Raw genomic sequence first — 24884 nt, 5'->3', positions numbered from 1 at the left:
TAATTAGAAGAACTTGGCGCTGCCTATGGTGCGGAAGAGAGTATGCGCGGGACTGCAATAGCGAGATATTCGATTAGCGCCCGTATAGCTGGCAGCAATCCTTTCTTCGTTGAGAACACCGCCTGCACTACGCCGAAAGGCGACCCCCAGTCAGGCAGGACATGAATAAGCTCACCGGATTTGAAAGATGCTCTAGCGATATGATAAGGAAGAAGTGCGATGCCGACCCCTTCGAGTGCAGCGGCATGCAGCATGTCAAAGTTACTACATAAAAGGCGTGGGCGATGATGTATCATATATACCTCGTTTCCCGGACCAGTCAGATGCCAGATGTCTTCATCATTGGTCTCCGCCATCGACAAGGTCGGTACCTCTGCTATGCGATCGAGCGATAGCATTTCATAGCCGCTACTGCGCAGTGCAGGGCTCATTGCAAGTACTAGGCGAGAATACCCGAGGGGCCGAACAATCAGGCTGCTATTGGGATCAATACCGGAACGAGCACGCAGCGCGATATCTATCCCATCGTCAACGAGATCTGCCGGACGATTAATCACCTTCAGTTGCACTCGGACTTTTGGATAAGCTGTCATGAAGTCTGGTAGAATTTCGGAGATCAGACGCTGGATCAGTCCCTGCGGACAACTTACCCGTACCATCCCGTTTGGTTCGGCATACGCTTTTGCCGCCACTGCTTCTGCTGCTTCTACTCCAGCGAGGATAACCTGGAGAGATCGAAGAACCGTTGATTGATGCGTCTGGCTCCTGATTTCAGAGTTTTGGCGTGCTGATTGATGGCTCCTGGGGTGGCTTTCGCTCTGCGTTTTGAGCAGATCGGGAACGATCATCCGCTGGACTGCTACGCGTGGGCGTTAATCCTCTCGAGGAAGAGAAGGCGGCGCATATTATAGACGATATTGGCCAGCCCGATCCTCATGGTTGCACGAGTGATACCCACTGTCCGGATGAACAGTCCGGTCTGTGACTTCTGATCAGCAAAGACATGCTCGACACGTGACCGGATAACGGACTTTCCGGCGTTGGATTTCTGGATGTGCCGAGGCATAGGCTTGAGATGCGGCTTTTTCCTGTGGACCTTCGAGACAAAGCCCTGCTTCTCCATGAAGTCTTCGTTGGCTTTTGAGCGATAGGCTGTGTCTGCCCAGACTATTGAGGCCGTATTGGTTTTATCCAGCAAGCCCTCTCTCAATCGCGCACCATCACTGGCGGCGGCATCGGTTGTTTTCCATTTCCGGATCAACCGAAATTTTCGGTCGATGGAGACATGGGATTTGTAGCCAAAGAATGGGATGGCAAGATCTGTTGCGGGGATCGTCCCATCCTCCTGCCGCTTTGCTTTCGTGAACTTCAGCGTCCACCGCGCATGCCTGTCCTTGTGGGACAGCTTTGACGGCTTGTCCTGCCAGTCCTGTGAGATCCGCCCTTCACGCAGATCCGCTTTCTCAGCATTTGTGTTGCGCTGCCTGGGAGCCGCGACCAGCGTTGCATCCAGGATCTGCCCTGACATCGGGAGATAACCAGCGTTCCGCAGGGTTGCATCAAAGCGATTGAACAGACCATCGACCGCACCCGCCTGTGTCAGACGCTCGCGAAACAGCCAGACCGTTTTGGCATCGGGCACGCGATCTGACAGCCCCAGACCAAGAAAACGCATGAAGGACAGGCGGTCATTGATCAGATATTCCGTCCGTTCATCGGACAGATTATTCAGCGTCTGGATCACCAGGATTTTGAACATCAGCACCGGATCAAACGGCGGACGGCCGCCTTTGCTCCCGTCCGCATAGGCCAGAGCCTTCTCCAGGTCAGGACGGAATACTTCAAAATCCACAGTCCGGGAAAACGCTTCGAGCTGGTCACCAAGCCCACTCAGACGAGCCAGGCGATCTTCAACATCAAAAAAACCGGGCTGCATCATCATCCATCCCTCATCGTAAGATGAACGATGGAATCACACACAGGGCCTCATAACCAGAGAGTTTTTCGAACCCTCCATCTTCTGGCTCAAAGAATGAGTGCTAAGCCTGACCGAAAGCACGCCTTAATATTATTTGCGCGGTCCGACAAAATATATGCACACATGTACCGGCATCAATTCAGTTAAACACTCAGAAGGCGCGGGCGTAGCAAAGATAGGTCGTCATTGTTGCGACCTTCCGGATACCCGATCAGCCTGACTGCGCAGCGAGGATGTTCTGACGTCAGAACATGGGTCACAACAATCTGAGTGCTTCCCTGGTCGGTCAACCGGCGAAGCGCATCAATCAACCCGCCACCGGCCTTTGTATGAGCCGATCACGACCAATCTCGTAACATCCATGCGATGTTCTGACGTCAGAACATAGATCGTCATTACGGGAACAATGGAGCGGCACGCCTGCGCACGCGAACATTTTCGCAGTCCGAATGGCAATAGTTGACGCGATAACTTGACTCCGCGCGGAATATAAAGACAACATCAACCATCATTGTTGATGTTGATGGCGTTGAGCAGCGCAGCATTAAGAATCTGGAGAATTGCACGTGAATGGGCAGGCACTTCGCAATAGCAGGCTAAATCTGCGCTTGAGCCAAGGCGAACTTAAGGACGAACTAAACCGTCGGCTAGGCAGAAGCTATGACAAACCCAAAATAAGCCGATGGGAGAACGATAAGGAACCTATCCCCGATGACGTCGCCGACATAATCGAAAGCATGACTGGCGCTATCCAGGATACAGCGCGGGTCTTGGTCCTCGCCAATCAAAAGGGTGGTGTCGGAAAAACGACGTCATCACTCAATCTTGCGTATGCATTCTCCTTGTTGGGCTGTCGAGTTCTTTTGATCGACATGGACCCGCAAGCTACAGCCACAGCCGGGATCCTAGCTGGCACGAACACTGACCTTTACCACCAAGGGAAAACCACAGCCCATCTGGTCCTGGGAGGCAAGCCTATTTCCGAAGTGATAGTGCACGCAGGTGTGCTGCCTGACGGCCGGTCACTACCTTTCGATTTCATAGCAAGCCACATTGATTTGGCCGAAACAGACGGAAAGCGAGAGCCCGGCTTCGACGCAGCTCTGCGCGAAGCGTTAGAGCCAGCGCGAGCGAATTACGACTGGATCGTAATCGATGCACCTCCCAATCTCGGAATGCTGACCTGGATGAGTTTAGCTGCGGCCGACGAAGCAATCGTGCCCGTTAGAACTGAGCCCTACGACACTATGGGCGTCGGACTTATTATCGGGACAATAGGAAAAATCCAGAGACGTCTCAATCCGAGTTTAAGATTGGCAGGAATTCTCCCAACCCAGTACAGCGTTAGAAAATCTGTCGACCGCGAAGTGCTTCATCATTTGTGGCTGATGATGAGAGACCGTGCACCCGTCTTGCAGCCAGTTCCAGCCAGCGCCGTGTACGGTCACGCTGCGCGCGCAGGACGCGTCGCTCTTGAAGCATCACCTTCCGCAAACTCCACGGTCCCGTATCTCAATCTCGCCAAAGCACTTCAATCCAAGACTGACCTGCCGCTCGCCGAAATCCAGACTTTGGAGGAAACTCCCTAATGACAACGAAGCGAAAGCCAAAAGCTCCATCACCCATTCTTGGTGTGGCTGCGGGACTAGTCTCTGATGCTGGCAATAACTTCATCCGGCAAGGGGGACGATTTCGACATACTTTTGAAGTAGAAGTCGCTAGTACTGCGCCCGATCCTGAGCAGCCAAGAAAAACATTTGAAGAAGAAAGCATTACAAAACTTGCGGAGACGATGGATGCTGAAGGACAACTTCAGCCCATCCTTGTCAGGCGAGCACAGGACAGTACCGCCAAGCATCCGAAATGGACGATTGTAGCGGGTGAGCGTCGTTGGCGCGCCGCAAAGCTCCTCGGCTGGAACACGATGCTTGGAATTGAGCACGATGGCGATCCGGAAATCGCGTCGCTATTAGAAAATCTGCAAAGAATAGATTTGAATCCACAGGAGGAAGCAACCGCTATAGATCGTCTGATTACCCAAAAAGGCTGGTCTCAGACGCAGGCGGCCGAAGCGCTGGGCAAGAGCCGCGCTGAAGTCAGTGCCATCCTCAAGATTCTGACCTTGCCCCCGGAGGTATTGAATGAACTAGCGTCCGAACGCGCGATAGCAAGAAACGCGCTGGTCGAACTCGCGCGGGTTCAAGACCCAGATCGGCGCAATGAGCTTATCGAGCAAGCAAAATCCGGACAGCTTACCGTCAAAGCCATTCGTCTTGGAAAATTGGATGGTATTCGGGACTCAGAGCAACAACCGGGCAAAACAAGGCATTTTACTTTTGGATCTGTCGAAAAAATGGCTCACCGTCTGAGCCAGGTCCGGGCTCAGCATGTCAACCTTACCGAACTCGACCGCACCCGACTGCAGATGCTCAGGGCTGAAATTGACCAGATACTGGAGCAAGCCGAGGACGAAAATTCTTGACCCTTAACCTCACCATCCTCCTACTATTCGGAACTTCGCGCACATTCCTCGGGAGCCGGTAAACTATGGCTGGAAACGAAACCGACCTCTTTATCGACTCCCTTGTGGGAGCTCCGCTCAAAGACGACAGGGCACTTATGGAGTTCCCGTTTTTCAGCATCCAGAAACAGCCCAGAATGGAGCCGCTGATTTATGACGATGGACGAACTCAAATTACGATCGAACCCGGACCAAAGGGATTAGCCACAATCTGGGATAAGGACGTTCTTCTGTATGTTGTCTCATTGATTAACGAGCGTATCGAACGCGGGATGGAGGTTGATCATACTGTCCGCTTCGCGGCTCACGATCTCTTGCGCGTCACAGGCCGCGGAACAGGAAAACGCAGCTATGAGCTCCTTCTCGATGCGCTGTTCCGTCTTCGATCGACAAACATCATGACCTCCATTGAGTCAGCGGACGAGAGAGATCGGCGGGGTTTTGGCTGGATTGAAACCTGGCGCGTGGTAGAACGGAAGACGTCAACGGGCCGAAAAATTATGGCTGCGATCGAGATTACTCTGAATGATTGGATGTTTCGCGCGCTGGTCAAAGAGAGACGCGTACTGACAATCAATCCCACCTATTTCGATCTTGAGAGTGGTCTCGGTCGTCGATTATATGAGATCGGGCGTAAGCATCTTGGCAACCAAGACTCCTGGCGAATCAGTCTTGAAAAACTGGCGAAGAAGATTGGGACATCACGCGAACTGCGTTTCTTCAAACGAGATCTCCTGAAGATAATCAACGACGATGTGATCCCAGATTATAAATTGGCGCTGGAGCTCGGTCCAAGAGGTGGACGGCCTGTTGTTGTATTCGAGCATCGAGACAGCGAACCCACGGCGGCGAGCATGTGACTCCACGTCATGTGCGCGATATTCCGATCCATCGAGGGTGCCTGAACGCCGGACACTCATCAGGAAACTTGCAGTCCGTCGCTATATATGGTGTGCGCGATGTTCCGATGTTTGCTCTTTACACTTTCCGATGGCCGCATTCATGGTTGCTGTCGAAGGTCACGCAACTTGTGTGCGCGATGTTCCGATCTTTTGTGCACTCGGTCTAAAACCGAGCGAGACCGGGCGATTTTACTTGCAAATCGCAAGATATAATCGACTCGCGCCGCGATTTAACGACCGTGCACACGACTCGATTATCAGTTATCCACAGACTATCCACAGATCACCACGGCGATAACGGAACATCGCGCACATTCGCTCGGAACATCGAGCACAGTCAAACGGTATATCACGCACAAAACCAAACAGAACATCGCGCACGCATCTTCGGAACATCGAGCACGAATACCGACGATAACCAATTGATATATATTGCGTTTTCAGCTCTATAACTCTTTAACAAATTAAAATAACTCTTTAACGATGTCCTTGTGGATAATTGTCCCTCTCACGCAAAAGGCAACCTCGCCACAAACAATGAGAAAATAATTTAAACAACAAAAGAAACAAAACACTCCACAATTATTCATACTTTAGAGAGATAAACCTCACATACTCTTAAGAAGTACCACATAATAAAATGTATATCAGAGGTATTATAGTAATTACCATAAGTAATCCTGAGCCTAGTTAAAATCTCCACACCAGATCGGCCGGCGCGCCGCAAGGGGTGGCTCCTCCCCGTGCTCGCCGGCTTCGCCATCTGTGCGCGGGATGCGGTGCCGCCGCTGCGCGGCGCCCTTGCGTCCCCCCATCCGACCCGGTCGCGATGAAGGCTGAAGGAAAGAGAAAAAGCCTTTCCTGACACCCTGAAAACCTGAACCCGGCAATCCCCCGGCCTGCGCGAGCAGGGCCGGGCGCCGGCGTTTGTACGGAGCCCGATCATGTCACTCCAGCTCAGCCTTTTTGGCACAACCGCACTCGGCGATCCGCAGAGCGATCTTTTCTGGGGCGAACTCGAAGGAGAAGAGGGAACATCTCCCGTCCCCGCCTCGTCCGTACCCGTTGCCTCGCTCGCCATTCCTCAGACCGACTTCCGTCTCTGCGGCACACGCGGCCTCGCAGACGGTTGGCGGCAGCGCGCCCGCGACAACGTGCTGGCCATCGCCCTGCTCAGAGAACTCGAAGAGGAAGACCGCAACGCCACGGCCGCTGAACAGGTCGTGCTGTCACGGTTTATCGGCTTCGGGGCAGGGGACCTGGCGAACAATCTGTTCCCGCCCGGCCAGGACGGCTTTAAGACCGGATGGGAGGAGATCGGGGAGAGCCTGCTGGCCACGACTACGGACGCGGAGCGGGCAGGGCTCAAACGCGCCACGCAGTATGCGCATTTCACGCCCGAGACGATCGTGCGTGCCCTGTGGGATACGGCGCTGCGCATGGGCTTCAGAGGCGGTTCCGTGCTGGAGCCGGGCTGTGGAAGCGGCCTCTTCATTGCCGCCCGCCCGGAAAACCTTGAAGGCCGGATCGCCTTCACCGGAATCGAGAATGATCCGATCACGGCGCGGATCGCGCGTAAACTCTATCCGAACCAGTGGATCCGCAGCGAGGATTTCACCACGGCGAAGCTGGCGGCCGGATACGATCTCACCATTGGCAATCCGCCGTTTTCCAATCGCACGGTGCGTGGACCGGAAGGCCTGGCCCGCCTCGGACTGAGCCTGCATGACTATTTCATTGCCCGCTCCGTCGAGGCGCTGCGTCCGGGCGGTGTCGCGATGTTCGTGACCTCCCGCTACACGCTGGACAAGACCGACAGCACCGCCCGCCGCACGATCGCGGAGATGGCTGACCTCGTGGGGGCGGTGCGCCTGCCTGCCGGCACGATGCGGAACGAGGCCGGCACCGATGTGGTCATTGATGTGCTCGTGTTCCGCAAACGCGGGATCGGCGATCTGCCCGGAGATGAAAACTGGCTGGAAACCGGCGAGGTGCCCGGGAGCAACCAGGGCAACGGACCGCTGGTGATCAGCCGCTATTTCCTCGACCGTCCGGAACAGGTGGCGGGCCGTCATGGCTGGACCACGACACAGTTCGGCCCGGATTACACCTGCGAGGCGCCGGACGGGCTCGCCCCCGATACCGTGCTGCCCGAGGCTCTGGCCCGGATCGGGCAGGATGTGCGGTTCCCGGCGCCCGCGGAGCAGCGCATCGTCAGGCCGGCAGGATCCGACGTTCTGGTCGGCACCGCAGCGGACGGCGCCCTCCTGAAGGAAGGCTCGTATTTCGTCACCAGGGGCGTCCTGCAGCAGATTGCGGACGGACAGGCGGTGACGGTCCCGATCAGAAAAGGTGAGCAGAAGGAGGGCATTTTCCAGAAGCACGCCCGCATCATCTCCGCTCTCGTGCCGATCCGCGATGCCGCCCGGGCGGTCCTGCGGGCACAGATGGAAAACCTGCCTTATGGCCGCCTGCAGGGTGAGCTGAAGCGGGCTTATCTCAGCTTTGTCCGGCAGTACGGTCCGATCAACCTGACGAACGTGACCGTCCGCGTCGATCCGGAAACCGGGGTGGAGAACGAGACCCAGCGGCGGCCGAACCTGACGCCGTTCTACGACGACCCGGATGTCTGGCTGGTCTCCTCGATCGAAGAGTACGACGAGGCGACACAGAAGGGCCGGATGGGACCGATCTTCTCGGAGCGGGTGATCCACGCCCCGGTCGAGCCGGAGATCCATTCCGCGCACGATGCCCTGGCGGTCTGTCTGCATGAAACGGGTGGCGTGGAGATGCCGCGCATCGCCGAGCTTCTGGGACAGCCCGAAGGCGATGTCGTCGCAGCTCTTGGCGAGGCGGTGTATCTCGACCCGGAGCGCAGCACGGACGGGCGCGATGTCTGGGTCACGTCGGATGAGATGCTCTCCGGCGCGGTGCGCACAAAACTGGAGCAGGCCCGCGATGCGGCCCGGGCCGACCCCCGCTACGCCCGCAATGTGACGGCGCTGGAAGCCGTGCAGCCGGCCGATCTGCGCCCGTCCGAAATCACGGCGCGCCTCGGAGCGCCCTGGCTGCCGGTCAGCGACATCGTCGCCTTTACCGCCGAGGTTCTGGGGGTGGAAACCACGATCCATCATTCCGCCGCCGTAGCGTGCTGGACGGTGGAGAAGCGGGGCTTCCTGGGCAAGGCCGAGGCCACCTCTGTCTGGGGGACGGAACGCCGTCATGCGGGCGAGCTGCTGGAAGACGCGCTGACCCAGGCGTCACCGAAGATCTGGGACGTCTGGCGCGACGGTGACGGCAATGAGCACCGCGAGCTGAACACGAAGGAAACGGAAGCCGCAAAGGAAAAACTCGCGGCGATCAGGCGTGCTTTCGAGACATGGGTCTGGCAGGACGGCGACCGGGCGGAGCGGCTGGTCCGGCTGTATAACGATACCTACAACAACCTCGTGGCGCGGGAGTTCGACGGCTCCCATCTCCGCCTGCCCGGCGCCAGCACCACGATCAGCCTGCGCAGCCACCAGAAGCGGGTGATCTGGCGGATCATCGCGGCTGGCGGCACGTATATCGCCCACGCCGTCGGCTCGGGAAAGACGTTCTCGATGGTCGCCGCCGTCATGGAGCAGAAGCGTCTCGGCCTGATCAGCAAGGCGATGATCGCCGTGCCCGGTCACTGTCTTGCGCAGATGGCGCGCGAGTTCCTGATGCTCTACCCGACGGCGCGGATCCTTGTCGCCGATGAGACCAACTTCGTGAAGGCGAAGCGGCAGCGGTTCCTCGCCCGGGCCGCGACCGGCAACTGGGACGCGATCATCATCACGCATGATGCGTTCAAATTCATTCCGGTCGAGGGGGATTTCGAGCGCCGGATGATCGAGGAGCAGATCGCCTCCTTCGAGGAAGTGCTGGAAAGCGTCGATGCGGATGACCGGCTCTCGCGCAAGCGGATCGAGAGCATGAAGGAGAAGATGCAGGCGAAGCTGGAAGGCCTCTCCGGCCACAAGGACGACCTTCTGCATCTGGGCGAAATCGGCATCGATCAGATTCTTGTCGATGAGGCACAGCAGTTCCGCAAGCTGAGCTTCGCCACCAACCAGTCCGACCTGAAAGGCGTCGATCCGAACGGATCACAGCGGGCGTGGGATCTGTTCGTGAAAACCCGCTATCTGGCAGCGAAGAATCCGGAACGGCCTCTGATCATGGCGTCCGGTTCGCCGATCACGAACACACTGGCCGAGATGTGGACGGTCAGCCGCTATATGGATCTCGAAGCCTTGCAGAAGCGCTTCCTGCATGAGTTCGATGCCTGGGCGGCGAATTTCGGCGAAACCCGCACCGAACTGGAGCTGCAGCCGAGCGGCCTTTACAAGCCGGTCACACGGTTCACAGAGTTTGTGAATGTCGCCGATTTGATGGCGATGTATCGCGACTTCGCTGATGTCGTTCAGCAGGATGACCTGCGCCAGTATGTGAAACTGCCGGCGATCCGGGGAGGTCGGCGCGAGATCATCGTCGCCCCGACGAACGACAACTTCCGGGCGTATCAGAAGACGCTCGCGGCGCGGATCGACGCCATCGAGGCGCGTGAGGGCCGGCCACAGAAGGGCGATGACATCCTTCTGTCCGTCATCACCGACGCCCGTCATGCGTCGATCGATCTGCGGTTCGTGGCGCCGCTGGCCGCCAATGATGGCAGCTCGAAGCTGAACCTGATGATCGGGAACGTGTTCCGGATCTGGTAGGAAACGTCGGACAACCGCTACACCGATCCGGAGACCGGCCGGCCCTGTGATCTGCCGGGCGCGGTGCAGATGATCTTCTCCGACCTCGGCACCGAGAGCGCGATGGAGACGCGGGGCTTCTCGGCCTACACCTGGATCCGTGACGAGCTGATCCGCATGGGCGTGCCGCGCGCGGAAATCGCGTTCATGCAGCACTACAAAAAGAGCGCTGCGAAGCAGAAGCTGTTCGGCGACCTCAATGCGGGACGCAAGCGGATCCTGATCGGCTCGACCGCGACCATGGGCACGGGCGTCAATGCCCAGCAGCGGCTGAAAGCCCTGCATCATCTCGATGTGCCGTGGCTGGTCTCGGACATCATCCAGCGCGAGGGCCGGATCGAGCGGCAGGGCAATCAGCACGAGGAAATCGAGCTGTACGCCTATGCCCAGCAGGGGTCCGTTGATGCGACAAACTGGCAGCTTCTGGAGCGCAAGCAGCGTTTCATCGGGCTCGCCATGTCGGGCGACCGGTCCATCCGCCGGATCGAGGACATCGGCGGGGAAGGGGGCAACCAGTTCGCCATGGCCAAGGCTCTGGCCTCGGGCGATGCGCGCCTGATGCAGAAAGCCGGGCTGGAAGCCGATCTGGCGCGGCTGGAGCGGCTGGCGGCTGCTCATTACGATGATCAGTTTGCGGTGAAGCGCGCCATTGAACGGGCTGAGCGCGAGATTGCCGGCGCCGACCGTCTGATCCCGCTGATCGAGGCGGATCTTGCTGTCCGCCAGCCCACCAGAGGCGAGGCCTTCGCGCTGTGTCGTGAGAAAGGCAATGTGACGGAGCGCGAGAAGGCCGGATCGTGGCTCCTGTCCCAGGTGCGGATGGCGGCGAAGAATGGCGAGGAAGGGAAGTGGACTCTCGGACAGATCGGGGGCTTCGCTGTCGTATGCGAGGCCGAACCGGGCTGGATCCGGCGCTCCGACAAGCGCACCGTCGATGTGACGCTGTTCCTCGAAGCGCGGTCGGGCCGCATCACCGTCACGATCGAAGAGGACACGAAAGGTCTCGGGCTGGTTTCGCGCATCGAGCACGCGCTGCTCCGGCTTGATGATGCGCTGCGCGACGCCATCAGGACGCGGGAGGAAGCAGAGCGTCGCCTGCCGTCCTACCAGTCCCGGCTGGGTCTGCCCTTCGCCGAACAGGCGATGCTCGATGAAAAGCGCGCCGAACTGAAAGCGCTGGAAGACGATCTCGCCGCCACCTCGACGGAAGAGGAGGCGGCGAATGATGACGGTCAGGACAAGGAAAAGGAAGAGACGGCAGCCTGAGAGCGGCTGCCATCTCCGGACAGCCGCCGCAAGGGGTGGGTCGGCATGTGTCCTCGCTTCGCTGCGGGCCATGCCGATCCCGCCGCTGCGCGGCGCCCTTGCCCCGCCTGTCCGGCGCTGCCTGCCGGAAAAGCATCAGGAAAGAGTCCTGAAAACAGGAGTGCAAACCATGGAACTGCGCGAAGTCGATCCGAAGACGCTGCTCGACAATCCCGAGAATCCCCGCACCGCAGCCCCGAACGAGACGGAAGACCGGCAGCTGGCGCTGAACGTCAAGGCGGTCGGGATCATCCATCCGCCTCTGGTCCGGGAAACCCCGGATGGCCTGATGATCGTTGCCGGCCATCGTCGCCGTCGCGCCGCCGTGAAGGCCGGGCTGAAGACGATTCAGGTGGTCGTGGCGGGCGATGACGAGGAACTGGACCGGATGCGCGCGGCGTCGGAAAACATGATCCGCCAGCCAATGACACAGGTGGAACAGTGGCGGGTCATTTCCTCGCTCCGGGCGGAAAAGCAGTGGAACGACACCGCGATCTGCAAGGCGCTGATGCTGACGCCGGTGCAGCTGAAACAGATCAGCCGGCTGTCATCGGTCCTGCCGGACATTCTCGCCTGGATCGAGGCCGGAAAAGGACCGGAGAGCCGTGGGCTGGCCAGTATCGCGCTGGCCTCGAAAGGCCTGCAGGAACAGGTCTGGCGCTATTTCGGGTTTCCGGTCGGCACGGAGCCCCCGGAAGACGTCGAGGCCTGCGAGGGAGATGGCCGGCATCTGCCGGACGGATCGTGGCAGCCTGGATCGGCCGAGCCCGACTGGAGCCGGATTGCCTCGGCGCTGCGACAGGATCGTTTTTACGCGGCCGATGCCTCCTTTGACGATGCCATCGCGAAAAGCTGCAGGATCGTCTGGCAGGAGGATCTGTTCGGTGAGGCCGGCAAGGACGGCCGCTACACCGAGGACGGGATCGCCTATGAGAAGGCGCAGCGCCAGTGGCTGAGCCAGAGCACACCCGAAGACGCAGTGATCGTGCAGAGCGACGAGGATGGCGAGCCCCTGTTCGAGGATGGAAGCGCCCGGATTTACTGGGAGCGGGAAGGGGCGACGAAGTGCTTCTGGCTCAATCACAGGCTGAAGGTCGAAAGTGGCTGGTGCATTCTCGCCGACAGCCCGGCCGCGAACCGGATCACGCCGTCCGCCGTGATTGACTCTCTGCCCGACGTGCCGAAGGAGCGGGCGGATATTTCCGGGCGCGGACATGACATGATCGGCAGCTTCCGGACACAGGCCCTGCACGCGGCGCTGGACGGGATGCAGGAGGGCGCCGACCCGTGGACGCTGGTCGGGCTGCTGATCGCGGCCTTCAACGCGCAGAACGTCCGGGTCGATGGAGATGCGGGCGCGTGGTATCCGCAGCGCCGGCCCTCGCAGAGGCTGGTAGCGGCTGCCGGACTGTTTCAGGACGGTGAACTGGCGCTGGACGAGACCCTGTTGCGCGGGGCGGCGATCCGCGTGCTGAAAGCCGTGCTCTCCTGCGAGAAGAATGGCACGAACAGCGGCGAATGGAGCGTGCTGGTCGGCCATATCGTCAATGCCGACGCCCGGCTCCCCACCATGGCCGATGACGACTTCCTCAAGACGCTCAGCAAGCCGGGCATCACGAAGGTGGTTCAGGCCGAGGGCATTCTGCCGCGCAACACGGGCAAGGAGATGCGCAAGGCGCTGATGGACCGGGCGGGGCAGGGGGGCTGGGTCCATCCCGAGGCCCGGTTCGGGCTCGATGTCGCGAAGCTGAACGCCTCGTTTCAGGAAGCCCTTAATCCACCGCCACCCGAAGCCAGCGACGACGATCTGGAGGACGCCGATGAAGACGAAACGGAGCACGGCGACGACGCAGTCACGGATGGCAGTGCGATGGCTGTTGCGGAGACGGCCGAACCTGAGCAGGAGATTGCTCAGGACGATGATGAGGTCGGGCCTTCGCGGCGCGCGGCAGAAGAGGAAGGGGAGGGTGATCCTGACGACGAGGACGAGAGCCCGCTTCCACCGCCGCAGACCCCGGATGAGTTCCTGAGATCGCATATCGAGTTCATCGCGATCCGGTGAACCCCAAGGAAAGACTCTTCAGTCGCATCTGGACGGCAGGCAGGCTCGCGCGGGTCTTGGAAATGAAGAAGATGGTCGGTCTGGCTACTGCTTACGAGATGCTTGCGAAACACACATGATACACCAAATAAAACCTGTGAGGTTATTATGTCTTCTTACCAGGACTACGAAAAAGCCGAAAGAAAGGTGATTTCCGAAAATCGGGAAGTCGTGTTCGACGCCCTTCAGGAACTTGGCGTTACAAGTGTAACCGTTGTGTACGAAGGTAGCGGTGACAGCGGGGGAATTGAGGATTTCAGTATCCTGCCAGCAGACTGCTCCGTTGAGAAAGAGGTGGTTGTCCAGGATCTCGTGTGGGGGAATAATACTCCCGAGAAAAAAACAGTTCAGATCAAAGAAGTCATCGAAAATACCTCTATGGGAATAGTCGCCATTGATCACGGCGGCTGGGAAAACAACGAAGGTGGAGGAGGCGAAGTAACCTGGGATGTGGAGACCAGGGTGATTACCCTTGAACATTATGATTACGTCGTCGAACGTAACTATTCGACATCCCTCTATTGACGAGGTCTGCCGTGGCACATCCATATCATCACGCTCTCTCTTCCGTCCGAAAATGGGGTGGTCGACCAGAGGATTACCAACCCATTCACGACTGGTTTGACTGGTCGAAGGTGCTTATCGGCGACATGCGGCATAGGGCGCTTCGTCATCATGCAGAGGGATGTTTCGCCTGCGAGGCACAGTTCGGCGTCGTGATTACGAATTCAGACGGCAGAATTGTTCCTGTCAGGCTGATTGCCGAGCAACACGTTCTCGAAGATCACGGGCGAATTCCTTCTTTTGCTGACTGGGCGCGATCCATCAGACCCGAGCGCTGGATGGGTAATCCGCAATCGTTAGCTCATCTCGCAGAAGAGTGGGCAAATAACCACACAAAATAGAAAATACCGGGAAAGCACAGAGGCTGATTACAAGCTTCATGCGCCAGTCGGTCGCTGAGGAGAGTCTCTTCAGCTACCGGGCACCCTGCGGCGAGAGCCATCCTGATACGTTTCAGCGATATGGAACGTTTATGAAACATGACTTCCGAAAGCGCCGCCTAACGGACTGATTTTTAGCGAAGCCTACCCCGGTTCCAGGTGTGTCCATTTTGGCCACACCTGTTTCAAATCCCGTCAGGCAGCAACACAATTATAGCGGTATCGCAGTCTGCCTGACCACCTCTTTTTTCCGTCCGCCCGAAAGTGCGACGTGAACAGAAAGGCACAGTTCCATGATGAATGCCCATATCAGACGTTTCATGGATCTCAGCACCGGCCATCTGCCGAAGTCAGATCGGGAGTTGCTGGAGGCTTATGCACAGTCAGGCGGTGCAACCGGCCTATCCTGTCTCTCCGGTCCTCATGGCTGGTTCGTGTGGGTGGGTGAACGCCGCTGTTCGCCGGACTGGCCGGGTTCTGTCAGCCTTCGCCGAATTCTTGAAGATGCCGCAAATAACGGATGCGATTACGTCATGTTTGATTCAGACGGAATGGTAGAAGAGGCGTACCAGTTCTTTGATGATGAAGACGAATGACCGGCAATACCAAGACCATGGCCTGTAATACGAAAGGGCGGGACACGAGAGTGTCCCGCTTTTTTTGTGTCCTCACAGGAGGAACACAGAAGGAGGACGATTATGAAACTGCATTTCGACCATGCCCTGGTGACGCGGCTGCTCGCCCACGCCGACGCCGCGAGCGAACATACGCCAACGCTGGATCAGCTCTATGATCCCGCCTGTCTCCGGCCCGGGGTGAAGACCCGACATCCCGCATACGAGGATATTGACCGGACGAAGATCCCTGCTGGTCTCATGCTGGCGGGCGACCAGGGGATCTATCTGATGTCGAATGGTCATCCGGGCCTCCCTGGCGACAACGGCGAGGTGAACCTTGTCGCCTACGCCAGAGAGGCGGATCCGCAAGCCTCTCCCGAGGACTGGTACGACGTGAAACGTGCGGCTTTTGGCGGGGATGATGGCGCGGAATTCCTGTCTGCCGAGACTATCCGCAAGGCGCTTGAGGCGACCGCGCGCGGTCACTTCCGGATCGACGTGTCCCCGACACAGATCCGATGCCCCTTCCTCGCACCGCCAGAAAAGCCCCGTGCCGGCCCGTCAGGCACGAAAGGGAAGGGGCCTTCGCGGCAAGAAAAAAAGGGGAAAATCTGAGAAAGGAAGGGAAGGAAACGGAAAAGAGGATCGGCACCACAGTTCAGCCTGCCGCGCAAGGGGTGGGTCGGCATGTGTCCTCGCTTCGCTGCGGGCCAGGCCGATCCCGCCGCTGCGCGGCGCCCTTGCCCGTCAGTCTGCCCTGCGGTCGCCGGAAAGGGTCAGAAACGCCAGAAAAAAGGATCTGGACAATGGCTCAGGACCGCACCGTCTCTCCACCCCAACCCCATCCCGCCGTGGAAATCATCAGGTTTCTCGCGCTCGTGCTCCTCTGGACGCTCGCCCTGGTCGTCGCTCTCGTGCTTCCGGACCTGTTCCTGGATCCCACGACCGGAGTGCTCGATCTCGGATGAAACCCATCCGCCCATCTGCAGCAGAGAATGGCCGTCCTTCGGGGCGGCTTTCGCATGTTTTGGAGACAGATCATGGCCAGAACCGAACGCACTGACATCCATCAGACCGTGACAGACCGGATCATCCGCGAGCTTGAGAATGGCACCGTGCCGTGGGTGTGCCCATGGGGCCGCTCGAACTGCGGCGTCGCCCTGCCCCGGAACGCGACGACGGGCCGTGCATATTCCGGAATTAATATTCTGATGTTGTGGGGTTCGGTGGAAATGCAGGGCTTCTCCACGCAGAAATGGCTGACGTTCCGGCAGGCGCTGGCCGAGGGCGGAAATGTCAGAAAAGGAGAGAAAGGAACGACGGTTTTCTACGCCGACCGTTTCACACCGAAGTCGGAAGCAGGGGCCGACGATCCCCGGACGATTCCGTTCCTGAAGCGGTTTACGGTGTTCAATGTGGACCAGTGCGAGAACCTGCCGGAAGGCATGGGGGCGGCGCCCACACCGTTGCCCGAGCGCGAGATTGTGCCGCAGGCTGAAGCGCTGATGCGCGACACCGGGGCAGACATCCGGGTGGGGGGCGATAAGGCGTTTTACGCGCCTGCTCCGGACTATATCCGCGTCCCGCCCCAGCAGTCCTATTTCGCAAAAATTGATTGGTATAAAACGATCTTTCATGAGATCGGACACTGGACGGGCTCGGAAAAACGGCTGGCCCGCACATTCGGAAAACGGTTCGGAGACCGCGCCTATGCCGCCGAGGAACTGGTCGCGGAGATGGTGTCAGCGTTCGTGTGCGCGGAACTGCAGATCGAGCCGACCGTCCGTCACTCGGATTACATTGGAAGCTGGCTGGACCTTCTGAAGGCGGACAAACGCGCGATTTTCACCGCCGCAAGCGCCGCGTCGGCCGCCGCCGAATACATTTTCAACACATCGACGCGCCGTCAGCCCATCGGGGACGTGGCCGCCGCCGCCTGAGAGTTTCCGAAAAATACATGCCCGAGACGGGTGTTTTACAGATGGAGTCTGTCATGCCTGTCTTTGCTCTGATTGCGACCCCTGCCGTGCGCAGGCTTTCCGGCACCGGCAAAGTGCTGGTCGCTCTGCCCATGGATCACCTCGGAAACCGGGGAATGACCGAAGCCCGTACGCTGGCAGATCTCACGAAGGCGGTGACGCTTTATGGCGACAGGATCGCCACTGACCATCCCGGGCGGTCGTTCTCCATCGGCGTGCATATTCGCCGGGGCGACCGCAAACCGCGCGGGTTCGATACCGCATATCGCAGTGGTGCGCTCGGAACGGACAAATGGATCGTGACCGTGGAGAGCGACGCTGCCGAGGCGCTTGCCCTGAACGGTCCTGCGTCCGGCGCGAACAAAGGCTCTGAGACAAAAGGAGAAGCGGCATGAACCGGCAGTATTACACGTCACCGTTCCAGGGAAGCGACAATCCTCTCCGGGTGGGAACCGTGCCCGTCGGCGCCATTTTCTATTTGCCGGCTCCCCAGCGTGGCCGGCCGGAGCGCGCTTCACGCTGGATCGTGGAGGCATTCCTGAATGGCACACAGGCTGCGGCCGCGCGCCATCCCCAGACGGGTCTGTGGGAAGACCGTTACATCAGCGGACGATCAGACCTTGCGGTGATGCGCAGTCTTCGGGACGGGCGCAGGACACATCTCAGCGTGAGGTTGCTCGAACAGATGGTACTGGAAGGGAATGGTCCCGGCACATATCCGGATCTGCCGGACGTAAGCCGTTTCCATAACAGGTATCGGAACCGGAGCCCGGTCACATGAGCGGCGTGCCGATCCTGTGCGAGCGGATCCGCACGCCGCCGCTCGATCCGGCTTTCCTGAAACCGACCAGATGGGCGACGGTCGAGGAAAAAGCGAAGCTGGGTAACGCCATGCTGCGGTTCATCGCCGAGGGAATGCCTGCCGGGAAATTCACGGCGTCGCTGCACAAGCGTGTGAGCAATATGTTCGGCTTCATTGCTCATTATGACCGGCACGGCTTCGCTCAGACATGGTTCGACAGCGCCGCGACACGACGGGATTTCCTTGATCAGATTGCGCGACATCCCTGCTGGGGAGATCCCGGCTTTGTCTGGTCGGACGTAGAGCGGGAAATCGGCCAGCGTGTCCGTGAGAACCTTCTGGTCGAGGCATGGGCGAGCCGTGCCCGGGAAGATCAGGATGCGCGCGAGAAGGCGGAACTGGCCCGCCTGATGGCGAAGCACGGCGTGGCGCCGGTATCCCCGGTCGCGGCCGCACCAGCCGTGCAGCTGGGGCTGTTCTAGCCCCGCGCCACGGTCCATGAACCGTGACCTTCGAGGCATCGGGCCAGAAAGTCGAGTGCCGCACGGGGATAATTACGGATTTCAAGCAGGGTGCCGGACGGCACGTCCATCTCATAGGCGCCGCGCTGAAGAACACAGCACGGACCGCCGCGCAGGAACTTCACGCCCTTGCCTGTCCGGAGAACGTGACGCGGGCCGAAGACACCGGCTACGTGCCGGCCCGCGACATAAATGTCGGCGTTGAACTGTCGCCACAACGGTGTGCGGATGTTCTGCTCGTTGACCTCGATCTGCACGTTGCAGCGATCGCCCCACGCTTCCGGCGTGCCATCCACGCCGTAGAGTGTGCGGCAGACATTCCGCACCGCCTCCTCGTGCTCGTGCCTGAAGGACCAGCCGGTCTCTTTTCCCATAAAGCGTCCCCGATAACGCCGCGCCTGTGTGGCCAGCTCCGGATGAAAATCGGCTTTCAGGGTGATGTGGCCGTCCAGGACAGTAATCACAGCCATGTTGAACTCCCGTTCTCTCGTCAGGAGAGTCTAGTACGCGGAATCGGGCGGTACAAGCGAAAACAGTGGGGAAAAACGCAAAAAACGGTCGTCAGAACGCTGAAATATCAAAAATCAGGAAGAAGAGGAAAGGGGATCGCCGGCACTGCCGGGTCTCTGCCCTGGTTTTTGCGGTCTGAAGCGGTCGTCGTCGGGCGCAACCCCCAGGCCTTCGGTCGGGACGGCACCGTGAAGCCGCAGGCGGCTTCCGCACCACTGCCGCCCCGAGGGGTTGCGCCCGCCGCCTGATGCCCGCTTCCGCGCGACCGCACCAGGTCAGAGACCCGGCAGAGGCCGGAGAGGAACTGGAAGGAAAGAAAAGGAAATCAGGTCATGAGCCAGTCAGTCAATCGCGTCATCCTCGTCGGCAATCTCGGTCGGGATCCGGAACTCGCGGCACGCAGGGAAGGCGACGGGAAAATCGCAAATATCGCCGTAGCAACGAGCGAATCATGGAACGACCGCAATACGGGCGAGCGGAGAGAAAAAACGCAATGGCACCGTGTTGTGTGCTTCAACGACCACCTCTCGGGCGTGATTGAACGTCGCTGTCAGAAGGGCACGCTCGTCTATGTCGAGGGCCATCTGGAAACGCGGAAATGGACTGACCAGCAGGGACAGGATCGTTACACGACCGAGGTAATTATCGATCGCTTTGACGGAAACATAAAGGTGCTGGCCAATGGCCGGAACACCGGAGAAGGCCGCTTTGACGATGACCGGCCATCGCGAAGCGCGGCGCCGCGTTCTGCTGCGAACACGCCCGGCGGATCGGATCTGGATGACGAAATACCGTTTTGAGTCGGGCTTTTTTCGGGCCGGAGACGGCCCGGAATGGCGCACTTCATCCGGAATCCCTGTGCGGAGTCAGCACCATGTGCAGCGTTTTTATCAGGCGCCTGACCGCTCCTCGCGGACAGGCCCGCGCCTATGCGCGGAATCATGAGGCTGCGGCCTCGGGCCTCGACCAGCTCTGTCATCTGCCGCAGCTTTCGGCCCGGCAGCGGGCCGAATTCCGGCGTTGCGCCCTGGAGATGCGCAGGATCGCCCGGGAGAAGCTTCTCGACAGCGCGCGGTAAGGGCAAAGGGCGACCAGAAATGACGTCTGGAAAAGCGCGAAAGTGTGCGAAAATCGTCAGGGTATGATACTGTTCCGACTGCCGATGAGGGAGCCACGTCCATGTTAACACCTGAGCAGATCGCCGTCCGGACACGAGCAGTACATAAGGCGCGCGTAAACAATCTGATTGAAGGACTACGCGAAGACCCTCGTGATGCCCCTGTGCTCGATGCCTACGCTCGCGGCGAGATTTCCGGCGACGAAGCACGACGGCAGGTTATAGAGGCGATTACCGGCCGATCCGTGAAGAAAAGGTCGGAAGCCGCCTGATTTTCCTGAGACATGGGCGATCCCTATCTCCAGAGCGATAGCGAGACATTAGAGAATGTGCAAGGGATCCAGCATGATCCAGAGGCACTTGATCGGCTGGAAAAATTTCTGACTGCTTCACGGGAAGCAGAACTGCATGAACGTGGACTCCCTGCATTGCAGGGCTTTCCTCTGGTAAAAGCGATACATTACCACCTGTTCCAGGATGTATACAGCTGGGCCGGACAGCCGCGAACAACACTTCTGGTCCGGGACATGAGCGGCTTTCTCGCTCCTGAGCGGATTGAACAGGAAGGCAGGAAACTGTTTGAACGGCTGGCGGAAAAAGACAATCTGCGAGGGTTATCGCGGATGGAATTTGCGGAACAGCTTGCCGTTCCTTTCAACGAGCTGAACCATATTCATCCATTTCGTGAGGGAAACGGACGGACGCAGCGGATCGTCTGGGAGGCTTTTGCCCGCGAGGCAGGGCATACCCTGGATTTCGAGGGTATTTCGCAGGAGCGGATGGCCGTCGTCTCAATCGCCGGTATGAAGGGCGATCACATGCCGGCGATCAGGATGTTCGATGAACTTCTGGATTCAACCCGTCATAAGGCTCTGGTGAAGGCAACCCGGTTTCTCGAAAAGGCATTCCGGGATGACTCTGATTTCAGTTGGAATGAGCGTTATATCGCCACAACGACGCCCGGTCAGGCCTATGATGGGAAATTCGCCGGACGCTCGGGTGATAATTTCATGATGGGTTCAGGCGACCGCGTTTACATCGGCAATCTCGCGGATCTCGGAAGCCATGCCGACGGTCTCAGATCGGGGGATCAGGTCAGTTTCCGTGCTGCGGGAGAAACGCCTGCCAGCCGCAGTTTTTCATCCCTGGCGACCGCATTGACCGGGCGCTCCGGTTCTTATGAACCAAAGGCCACGGCACCGGACTGGCTCGATCGGGCGAAGGCTTATGGCGATCGCCAGAAGAAACCTGGCAGCGAGCCAGTCAGTGACGAAACCCCGGCATCAGTCAGGCGGCATGATCCATCGGGCGATCCCTCTCCCTGAATTGGGACGCTGACCCGAAGCCAGACCAGCAGGTAGAGGAATATAAAAATGGAAGAATGCGGGAATAATGACCAGTCGCGGCCTTCCATTACTGCGGAAGAACGCCGTCAGCGACAGGAAGCGGTCGATTACGCGCGAGGAAGTTGTCGGCTTGAAGGCGTGATACTCGATGCGGAGATCGAACGGATCAACACGCGGTTCATCCAGGGCGAACTGACCATGAATGAACATTTTGAGGAACTGCAGCGTCACCTTGACCGGTGATGCTGCAGAGCCGGGACGCATCGAGCGATCCGTCTCCCTGAGAGCAGTTTTTTCTCGTTAGTCGCATGATGGGAGCGCACGCGGGACATTCCAGAAGGAGTGTCCCGTGTCGTGTTTATGCATGCGTTTTTAATCCGCTCGGATCCCGAACAGTTTCATGCCGTCGTGCAGCCGGTTGCGCGCTGGATGCGCAGGCAGGGGGCTTTGCTGCCCCCTGCACCCCCGCCGGGCAGGCGGAAAGAAAAAATCCTGTATAGATTGAAAACACAAGTAATAAATCCCGCTCCCGTGCGGTTTTTGTTGCGTTTTATTGTGTTTAATACTCACTCTTGCGTTCGGGTTGTAGTATAGTTTTACAAGAAAGCCGAAGCTATTCGTGAAAGGATTTCTTCCATGGCTTACGCAAATTCCGCAGAAGCACAACAGAAAGAACTCGAAGAACTTCGCCGTGAGGTGAGCTGCGTTCTTGTGCTCGAAAAAGCCGGCTTCAGACTGGACCGCGAAGCCACGGCGCAGCGCTCGGCCCGCAACCTGAAATTCCGCCGTGAAAACGAGGCAATCATCGTGAATCATGACGGCAAGGGCTGGTGGGATCCGAAAGGGGACGGAAAGGGCGACGTTTTCAAACTCGTGCAGCATCTCGATCCGTCGAAGAATCTCGGCCATGTCCGGCGCGAACTGCGCGACCTGATCGGTAAAAGCCCGACACTCGAAGTCGCTGAGCGGACCAAGGGCGTAAGTGACAGGCCGCGCCGCGACCCGGCTGAGTTGTGGGGCCGTCGTTCAGCGCCGCAGGAAGGCACCCCGGCATGGCGGTATCTCACCGAAGAACGCGGGCTGCCGGGCAGCATCGTGGCGGTGGCCGGACGTCAGGGTGCGCTGAAGGAAGGCCCGAACGGGACTGCCTGGTTCGGCCATCGTGACGCGGACGGCCAGTTCACCGGCATGGAGATGCGCGGACCCGAGTACAAGGGTTTTTCAACGGGCGGCGGCGGCAAGCGTCTGTTCGGATTTCGGGCGGACGAGGGAACGGAGCCCGCACGGCGGCTTGTGGTCACGGAAGCCGCCATTGATGCGCTGTCCTTTGCCGCAGTGGATCGTTTCAAAAAAGGATCGCTCTACACTTCGACGGGTGGCGGGATGAGCCCGGAGAGTGAGGCCAATCTGAAACAGGTCATGGCGACCGTGGCGAAACAGCCCGATGCCCGCCTGGTCATCGCCGTCGATAATGACCATCAGGGTCACGTCTATGCCGCGAAACTGGCCGCCATGGCCCAGGAGGTCGGGCTCTGGTCGGGACGGATCTCTCCGAAGACACCGGGAGACGACTGGAACAAAGCTCTGAGGGCGCGCGGAGAAGAGGCTCAGGGCGGAGCCGCCCCTGCCGGATCTCTGCCGCGTCTTTCCGACGCTATCACCACAAAGCCCGCAACGCAGCCGGATGCCGTTTCCTCCTCGTGGCTGGATCAGGCCAGGGCGAACAGCCCGGCGCACCATCAGGCAGCGCCAGCCCCGGAACCTGCCAGGGCGCCGTCCCCTGCCACAGCGCGCTCAGTGACCTCTTCTCCAGGAGCTTCCCTATGAGCTGGTTCGAACCTTTCGCGTCCGAGAGCTGGCGGAGACGCCTTCTGAACATCCTTCCCGGTCACGCTCAGGCCAGTGCGATCTGGAAGAAGCATCGCCCGCATGGATGTGCCGAGCCTGACTGTTTTGTCGAGATCGGTGACGGGAAAGCGGAATTCCGGGGTGTGGTGATTGGCGGCGAACGCGACACCTCCCTGCCTCAGGGCTGGGATCTGGAAGGGCGCATCGTCCTCTTCACCGACGATCACGAAGTGATCGTCATTGCCGGCTGGCGGGCCACAGACCTGTCGGCTGACCGATCCTGTTTCCAGGATCACCTGACACAGGAGACTGTCATGACCACTGTTGCCCATTACGCGGATCTCGGCGTCGCACGCCTGGCCTTCGTGACGGACCTCGCCGAGGTGTTCGCCCGATCGGCCCCGGCTGCCGAGATCTGGACCCGTCATCTGCGCCGGAGCGATGCTCCGGTCGAAGAGGATCCGCCGATCCCGCAGACCGCTGTGCGGCTTTATGAGCGTGTCGGCTGTCCGCTCGGTCTGGTCATCGACGGACGCTGGGAGCGCGGGCTTGAGACCTGGGATCTCTCCTACCCGGCGACGCTCCTGCTCTCGACCGGTGAGATCACCGAAACGCATGGTTGTCTGGCGGAAGGGATCGAAGAGCTATGACACCCGATGATCTTCCTGTTCCGTATGCCCTGGCGCCGATCCTTGACGATCTGACGGCGGAACAGCGCCGCGCAGCCATGGCTCTCGGCCATGTTCTGGTCCTGGCCGGTGCCGGCACGGGTAAGACCAAAACCCTGACAGCCGGCGTGGCGACGCGCATCGAGCTGTATGGCATGGTGCCCGGCCAGATCCTGTGCGTCACCTTCACCAACAAGGCCGCGCAGGAAATGCGGAAACGCATCGCCGGCGTTCTGGGGCCGCACTCGGTGCCCACCTGGCTCGGCACATTCCACGCGCTCGCCTCCCGCCAGCTTCGGGCAGAGCCGGAAGTGGCACATCTGCGCAGCGGCTTCGACATCCGCGATGCGGATGACAGTCTTGGGATTGTGCGCCGCCTGATCAAAGCGATCCCGAAGGAGGAGCTTCCTGTTCCGCAGGAGGGGGCTCCCGGAGATGCGAAACAGATCAAAAAGATGGCCGAGCGGATCTCGCGCCTGAAGGAGGATCTGGTGACACCGGAAGCCGCCCGGGCGCATGTCGAGAGCATGATCCGCAAGCGCCAGGCGGCCAACCGCTTTGTGGATCATGAGAGCTGGCGTTTCGTGGTCGGGCTCTATGGCCGGTATCAGGCCATTCTGCGTGAGCAGAACGCGGCGGACTTTGGCGATCTCCTGATGTGGCCGACTCTCGCCATGCTCCATGATCCGGCCTATCATCGCCGCTGGACAGGCCGCTTCACAGCCGTGATGGCGGATGAATTTCAGGATGTGAACCGCGCGCAGTATCTCTGGCTCACCCTGCTCAGCAAGAAATCCGGAGAACTGTTCTGCGTGGGCGATGATTCGCAGAGCATCTTATAAGTTAGTTGGAATACATCGGCTTGAATCTATACCTTCGTGTTGCAAAGGGAGGGTACGATGCCTGAGCCTAAATGGTCACGATATCCGCAGGTTTCTGAGAAC

General features: G+C 59.2%; 24 protein-coding genes and 1 pseudogene. 22 read left to right on the top strand and 3 right to left on the bottom strand.

Translation table 11 applies throughout. The annotated features are described in order from the left end of the window. Positions 1-23: 23 nt before the first annotated feature. Both GOB90_RS15575 and GOB90_RS15570 read right to left on the bottom strand, forming a co-directional pair. Positions 24-848 carry a LysR substrate-binding domain-containing protein gene (locus GOB90_RS15575; RefSeq protein ID WP_146891115.1) on the bottom strand — a complete coding sequence of 275 codons (825 nt, stop codon included), beginning with the start codon at positions 846-848 and terminating at the stop codon, positions 24-26. Positions 849-859: 11 nt separating this feature from the next. Continuing rightward, a complete protein-coding gene (locus tag GOB90_RS15570; RefSeq protein ID WP_173572137.1) occupies positions 860-1942 on the bottom strand; it encodes an IS5 family transposase in 1083 nt (360 codons plus the stop codon). A 602-nt stretch (positions 1943-2544) separates the two neighbouring features. Between GOB90_RS15570 and GOB90_RS15565 the strand changes: the two genes are divergently transcribed. The 14 genes and pseudogenes from GOB90_RS15565 to GOB90_RS15500 all read left to right on the top strand — a co-directional run bounded on the left by GOB90_RS15565 (position 2545) and on the right by GOB90_RS15500 (position 18412). Next, positions 2545-3567, top strand: coding sequence for a ParA family protein (locus tag GOB90_RS15565; protein ID WP_261766003.1), 1023 nt, complete (start codon positions 2545-2547; stop codon positions 3565-3567). Then, a complete protein-coding gene (locus GOB90_RS15560; RefSeq protein WP_146891118.1) occupies positions 3567-4460 on the top strand; it encodes a ParB/RepB/Spo0J family partition protein in 894 nt (297 codons plus the stop codon). The genes GOB90_RS15565 and GOB90_RS15560 overlap by 1 nt, the downstream gene beginning before the upstream one ends. 65 nt (positions 4461-4525) lie before the next feature. Beyond that, positions 4526-5359: a replication initiator protein A gene (locus tag GOB90_RS15555; RefSeq protein WP_146891121.1), complete on the top strand. Its 834-nt coding sequence runs from the start codon at positions 4526-4528 to the stop codon at positions 5357-5359. Between the two features lie 986 nt (positions 5360-6345). Further along, a pseudogene (locus GOB90_RS15550) lies at positions 6346-11448 on the top strand (lactate dehydrogenase). Between the two features lie 169 nt (positions 11449-11617). Further along, on the top strand, positions 11618-13549 hold the full coding sequence (locus GOB90_RS15545; protein WP_146891125.1) for a ParB/RepB/Spo0J family partition protein: 1932 nt from the start codon (positions 11618-11620) through the stop codon (positions 13547-13549). A gap of 147 nt (positions 13550-13696) precedes the next feature. Further along, positions 13697-14113, top strand: a complete 417-nt coding sequence (locus tag GOB90_RS15540; protein WP_146891128.1) for a DUF6878 family protein — start codon at positions 13697-13699, stop codon at positions 14111-14113. Between the two features lie 11 nt (positions 14114-14124). Then, positions 14125-14493, top strand: a complete 369-nt coding sequence (locus tag GOB90_RS15535) for a DUF6915 family protein (RefSeq protein ID WP_082770824.1) — start codon at positions 14125-14127, stop codon at positions 14491-14493. 332 nt (positions 14494-14825) lie between these two features. Then, positions 14826-15128 carry a DUF5983 family protein gene (locus GOB90_RS15530; RefSeq protein WP_146891131.1) on the top strand — a complete coding sequence of 101 codons (303 nt, stop codon included), beginning with the start codon at positions 14826-14828 and terminating at the stop codon, positions 15126-15128. A gap of 102 nt (positions 15129-15230) precedes the next feature. Continuing rightward, positions 15231-15764: a DUF3085 domain-containing protein gene (locus GOB90_RS15525; RefSeq protein ID WP_146891134.1), complete on the top strand. Its 534-nt coding sequence runs from the start codon at positions 15231-15233 to the stop codon at positions 15762-15764. A gap of 191 nt (positions 15765-15955) precedes the next feature. Then, positions 15956-16117, top strand: coding sequence for a hypothetical protein (locus tag GOB90_RS15520; protein WP_166318482.1), 162 nt, complete (start codon positions 15956-15958; stop codon positions 16115-16117). A 72-nt stretch (positions 16118-16189) separates the two neighbouring features. Beyond that, a complete protein-coding gene (locus GOB90_RS15515; RefSeq protein ID WP_146891137.1) occupies positions 16190-17089 on the top strand; it encodes an ArdC family protein in 900 nt (299 codons plus the stop codon). 53 nt (positions 17090-17142) lie between these two features. Next, positions 17143-17523: a hypothetical protein gene (locus GOB90_RS15510; protein ID WP_242011513.1), complete on the top strand. Its 381-nt coding sequence runs from the start codon at positions 17143-17145 to the stop codon at positions 17521-17523. Next, positions 17520-17909 (top strand): hypothetical protein, encoded by a 390-nt coding sequence (locus GOB90_RS15505; RefSeq protein WP_146891139.1) that lies wholly within the window; start codon positions 17520-17522, stop codon positions 17907-17909. The genes GOB90_RS15510 and GOB90_RS15505 overlap by 4 nt, the downstream gene beginning before the upstream one ends. After that, positions 17906-18412 (top strand): hypothetical protein, encoded by a 507-nt coding sequence (locus GOB90_RS15500; RefSeq protein ID WP_146891142.1) that lies wholly within the window; start codon positions 17906-17908, stop codon positions 18410-18412. Before GOB90_RS15505 ends, GOB90_RS15500 begins: the two co-directional genes overlap by 4 nt. Here the strand turns inward: GOB90_RS15500 and GOB90_RS15495 are convergent. Then, positions 18409-18921: a hypothetical protein gene (locus tag GOB90_RS15495; protein ID WP_146891145.1), complete on the bottom strand. Its 513-nt coding sequence runs from the start codon at positions 18919-18921 to the stop codon at positions 18409-18411. The two genes, GOB90_RS15500 and GOB90_RS15495, sit on opposite strands and share 4 nt — an antisense overlap. 372 nt (positions 18922-19293) lie before the next feature. On the opposite strand from GOB90_RS15495, the gene ssb reads away from it, so the two are divergent. The 8 genes from ssb (at position 19294) to GOB90_RS15455 (ending at position 24782) form a co-directional block, all read left to right on the top strand. After that, on the top strand, positions 19294-19761 hold the full coding sequence (gene ssb / locus GOB90_RS15490) for a single-stranded DNA-binding protein (RefSeq protein WP_061274675.1): 468 nt from the start codon (positions 19294-19296) through the stop codon (positions 19759-19761). A gap of 74 nt (positions 19762-19835) precedes the next feature. Next, positions 19836-20039 carry a hypothetical protein gene (locus tag GOB90_RS15485; protein ID WP_061274672.1) on the top strand — a complete coding sequence of 68 codons (204 nt, stop codon included), beginning with the start codon at positions 19836-19838 and terminating at the stop codon, positions 20037-20039. A 101-nt stretch (positions 20040-20140) separates the two neighbouring features. Then, positions 20141-20350, top strand: coding sequence for an antitoxin VbhA family protein (locus GOB90_RS15480; RefSeq protein ID WP_146222787.1), 210 nt, complete (start codon positions 20141-20143; stop codon positions 20348-20350). A gap of 12 nt (positions 20351-20362) precedes the next feature. Further along, on the top strand, positions 20363-21403 hold the full coding sequence (locus GOB90_RS15475; protein WP_146891148.1) for a Fic/DOC family protein: 1041 nt from the start codon (positions 20363-20365) through the stop codon (positions 21401-21403). Between the two features lie 48 nt (positions 21404-21451). Next, on the top strand, positions 21452-21667 hold the full coding sequence (locus tag GOB90_RS15470) for an antitoxin VbhA family protein (RefSeq protein ID WP_082770822.1): 216 nt from the start codon (positions 21452-21454) through the stop codon (positions 21665-21667). Between the two features lie 393 nt (positions 21668-22060). After that, complete coding sequence (locus GOB90_RS15465; RefSeq protein WP_146891151.1) at positions 22061-23251, top strand: DUF3991 and TOPRIM domain-containing protein; 1191 nt, start codon at positions 22061-22063, stop codon at positions 23249-23251. After that, positions 23248-23922 (top strand): hypothetical protein, encoded by a 675-nt coding sequence (locus GOB90_RS19315; protein ID WP_242012093.1) that lies wholly within the window; start codon positions 23248-23250, stop codon positions 23920-23922. The genes GOB90_RS15465 and GOB90_RS19315 overlap by 4 nt, the downstream gene beginning before the upstream one ends. Further along, positions 23919-24782: an ATP-dependent helicase gene (locus GOB90_RS15455; protein WP_242012092.1), complete on the top strand. Its 864-nt coding sequence runs from the start codon at positions 23919-23921 to the stop codon at positions 24780-24782. Before GOB90_RS19315 ends, GOB90_RS15455 begins: the two co-directional genes overlap by 4 nt. The last annotated feature ends 102 nt before the right edge of the window (positions 24783-24884 follow it).

This window comes from Acetobacter oeni, assembly GCF_011516825.1.
In the GTDB taxonomy this organism is placed as follows: domain Bacteria; phylum Pseudomonadota; class Alphaproteobacteria; order Acetobacterales; family Acetobacteraceae; genus Acetobacter; species Acetobacter oeni.
Note: the sequence above shows the minus strand (reverse complement) of the source record. Positions and strands in the feature narration are given on the sequence as shown.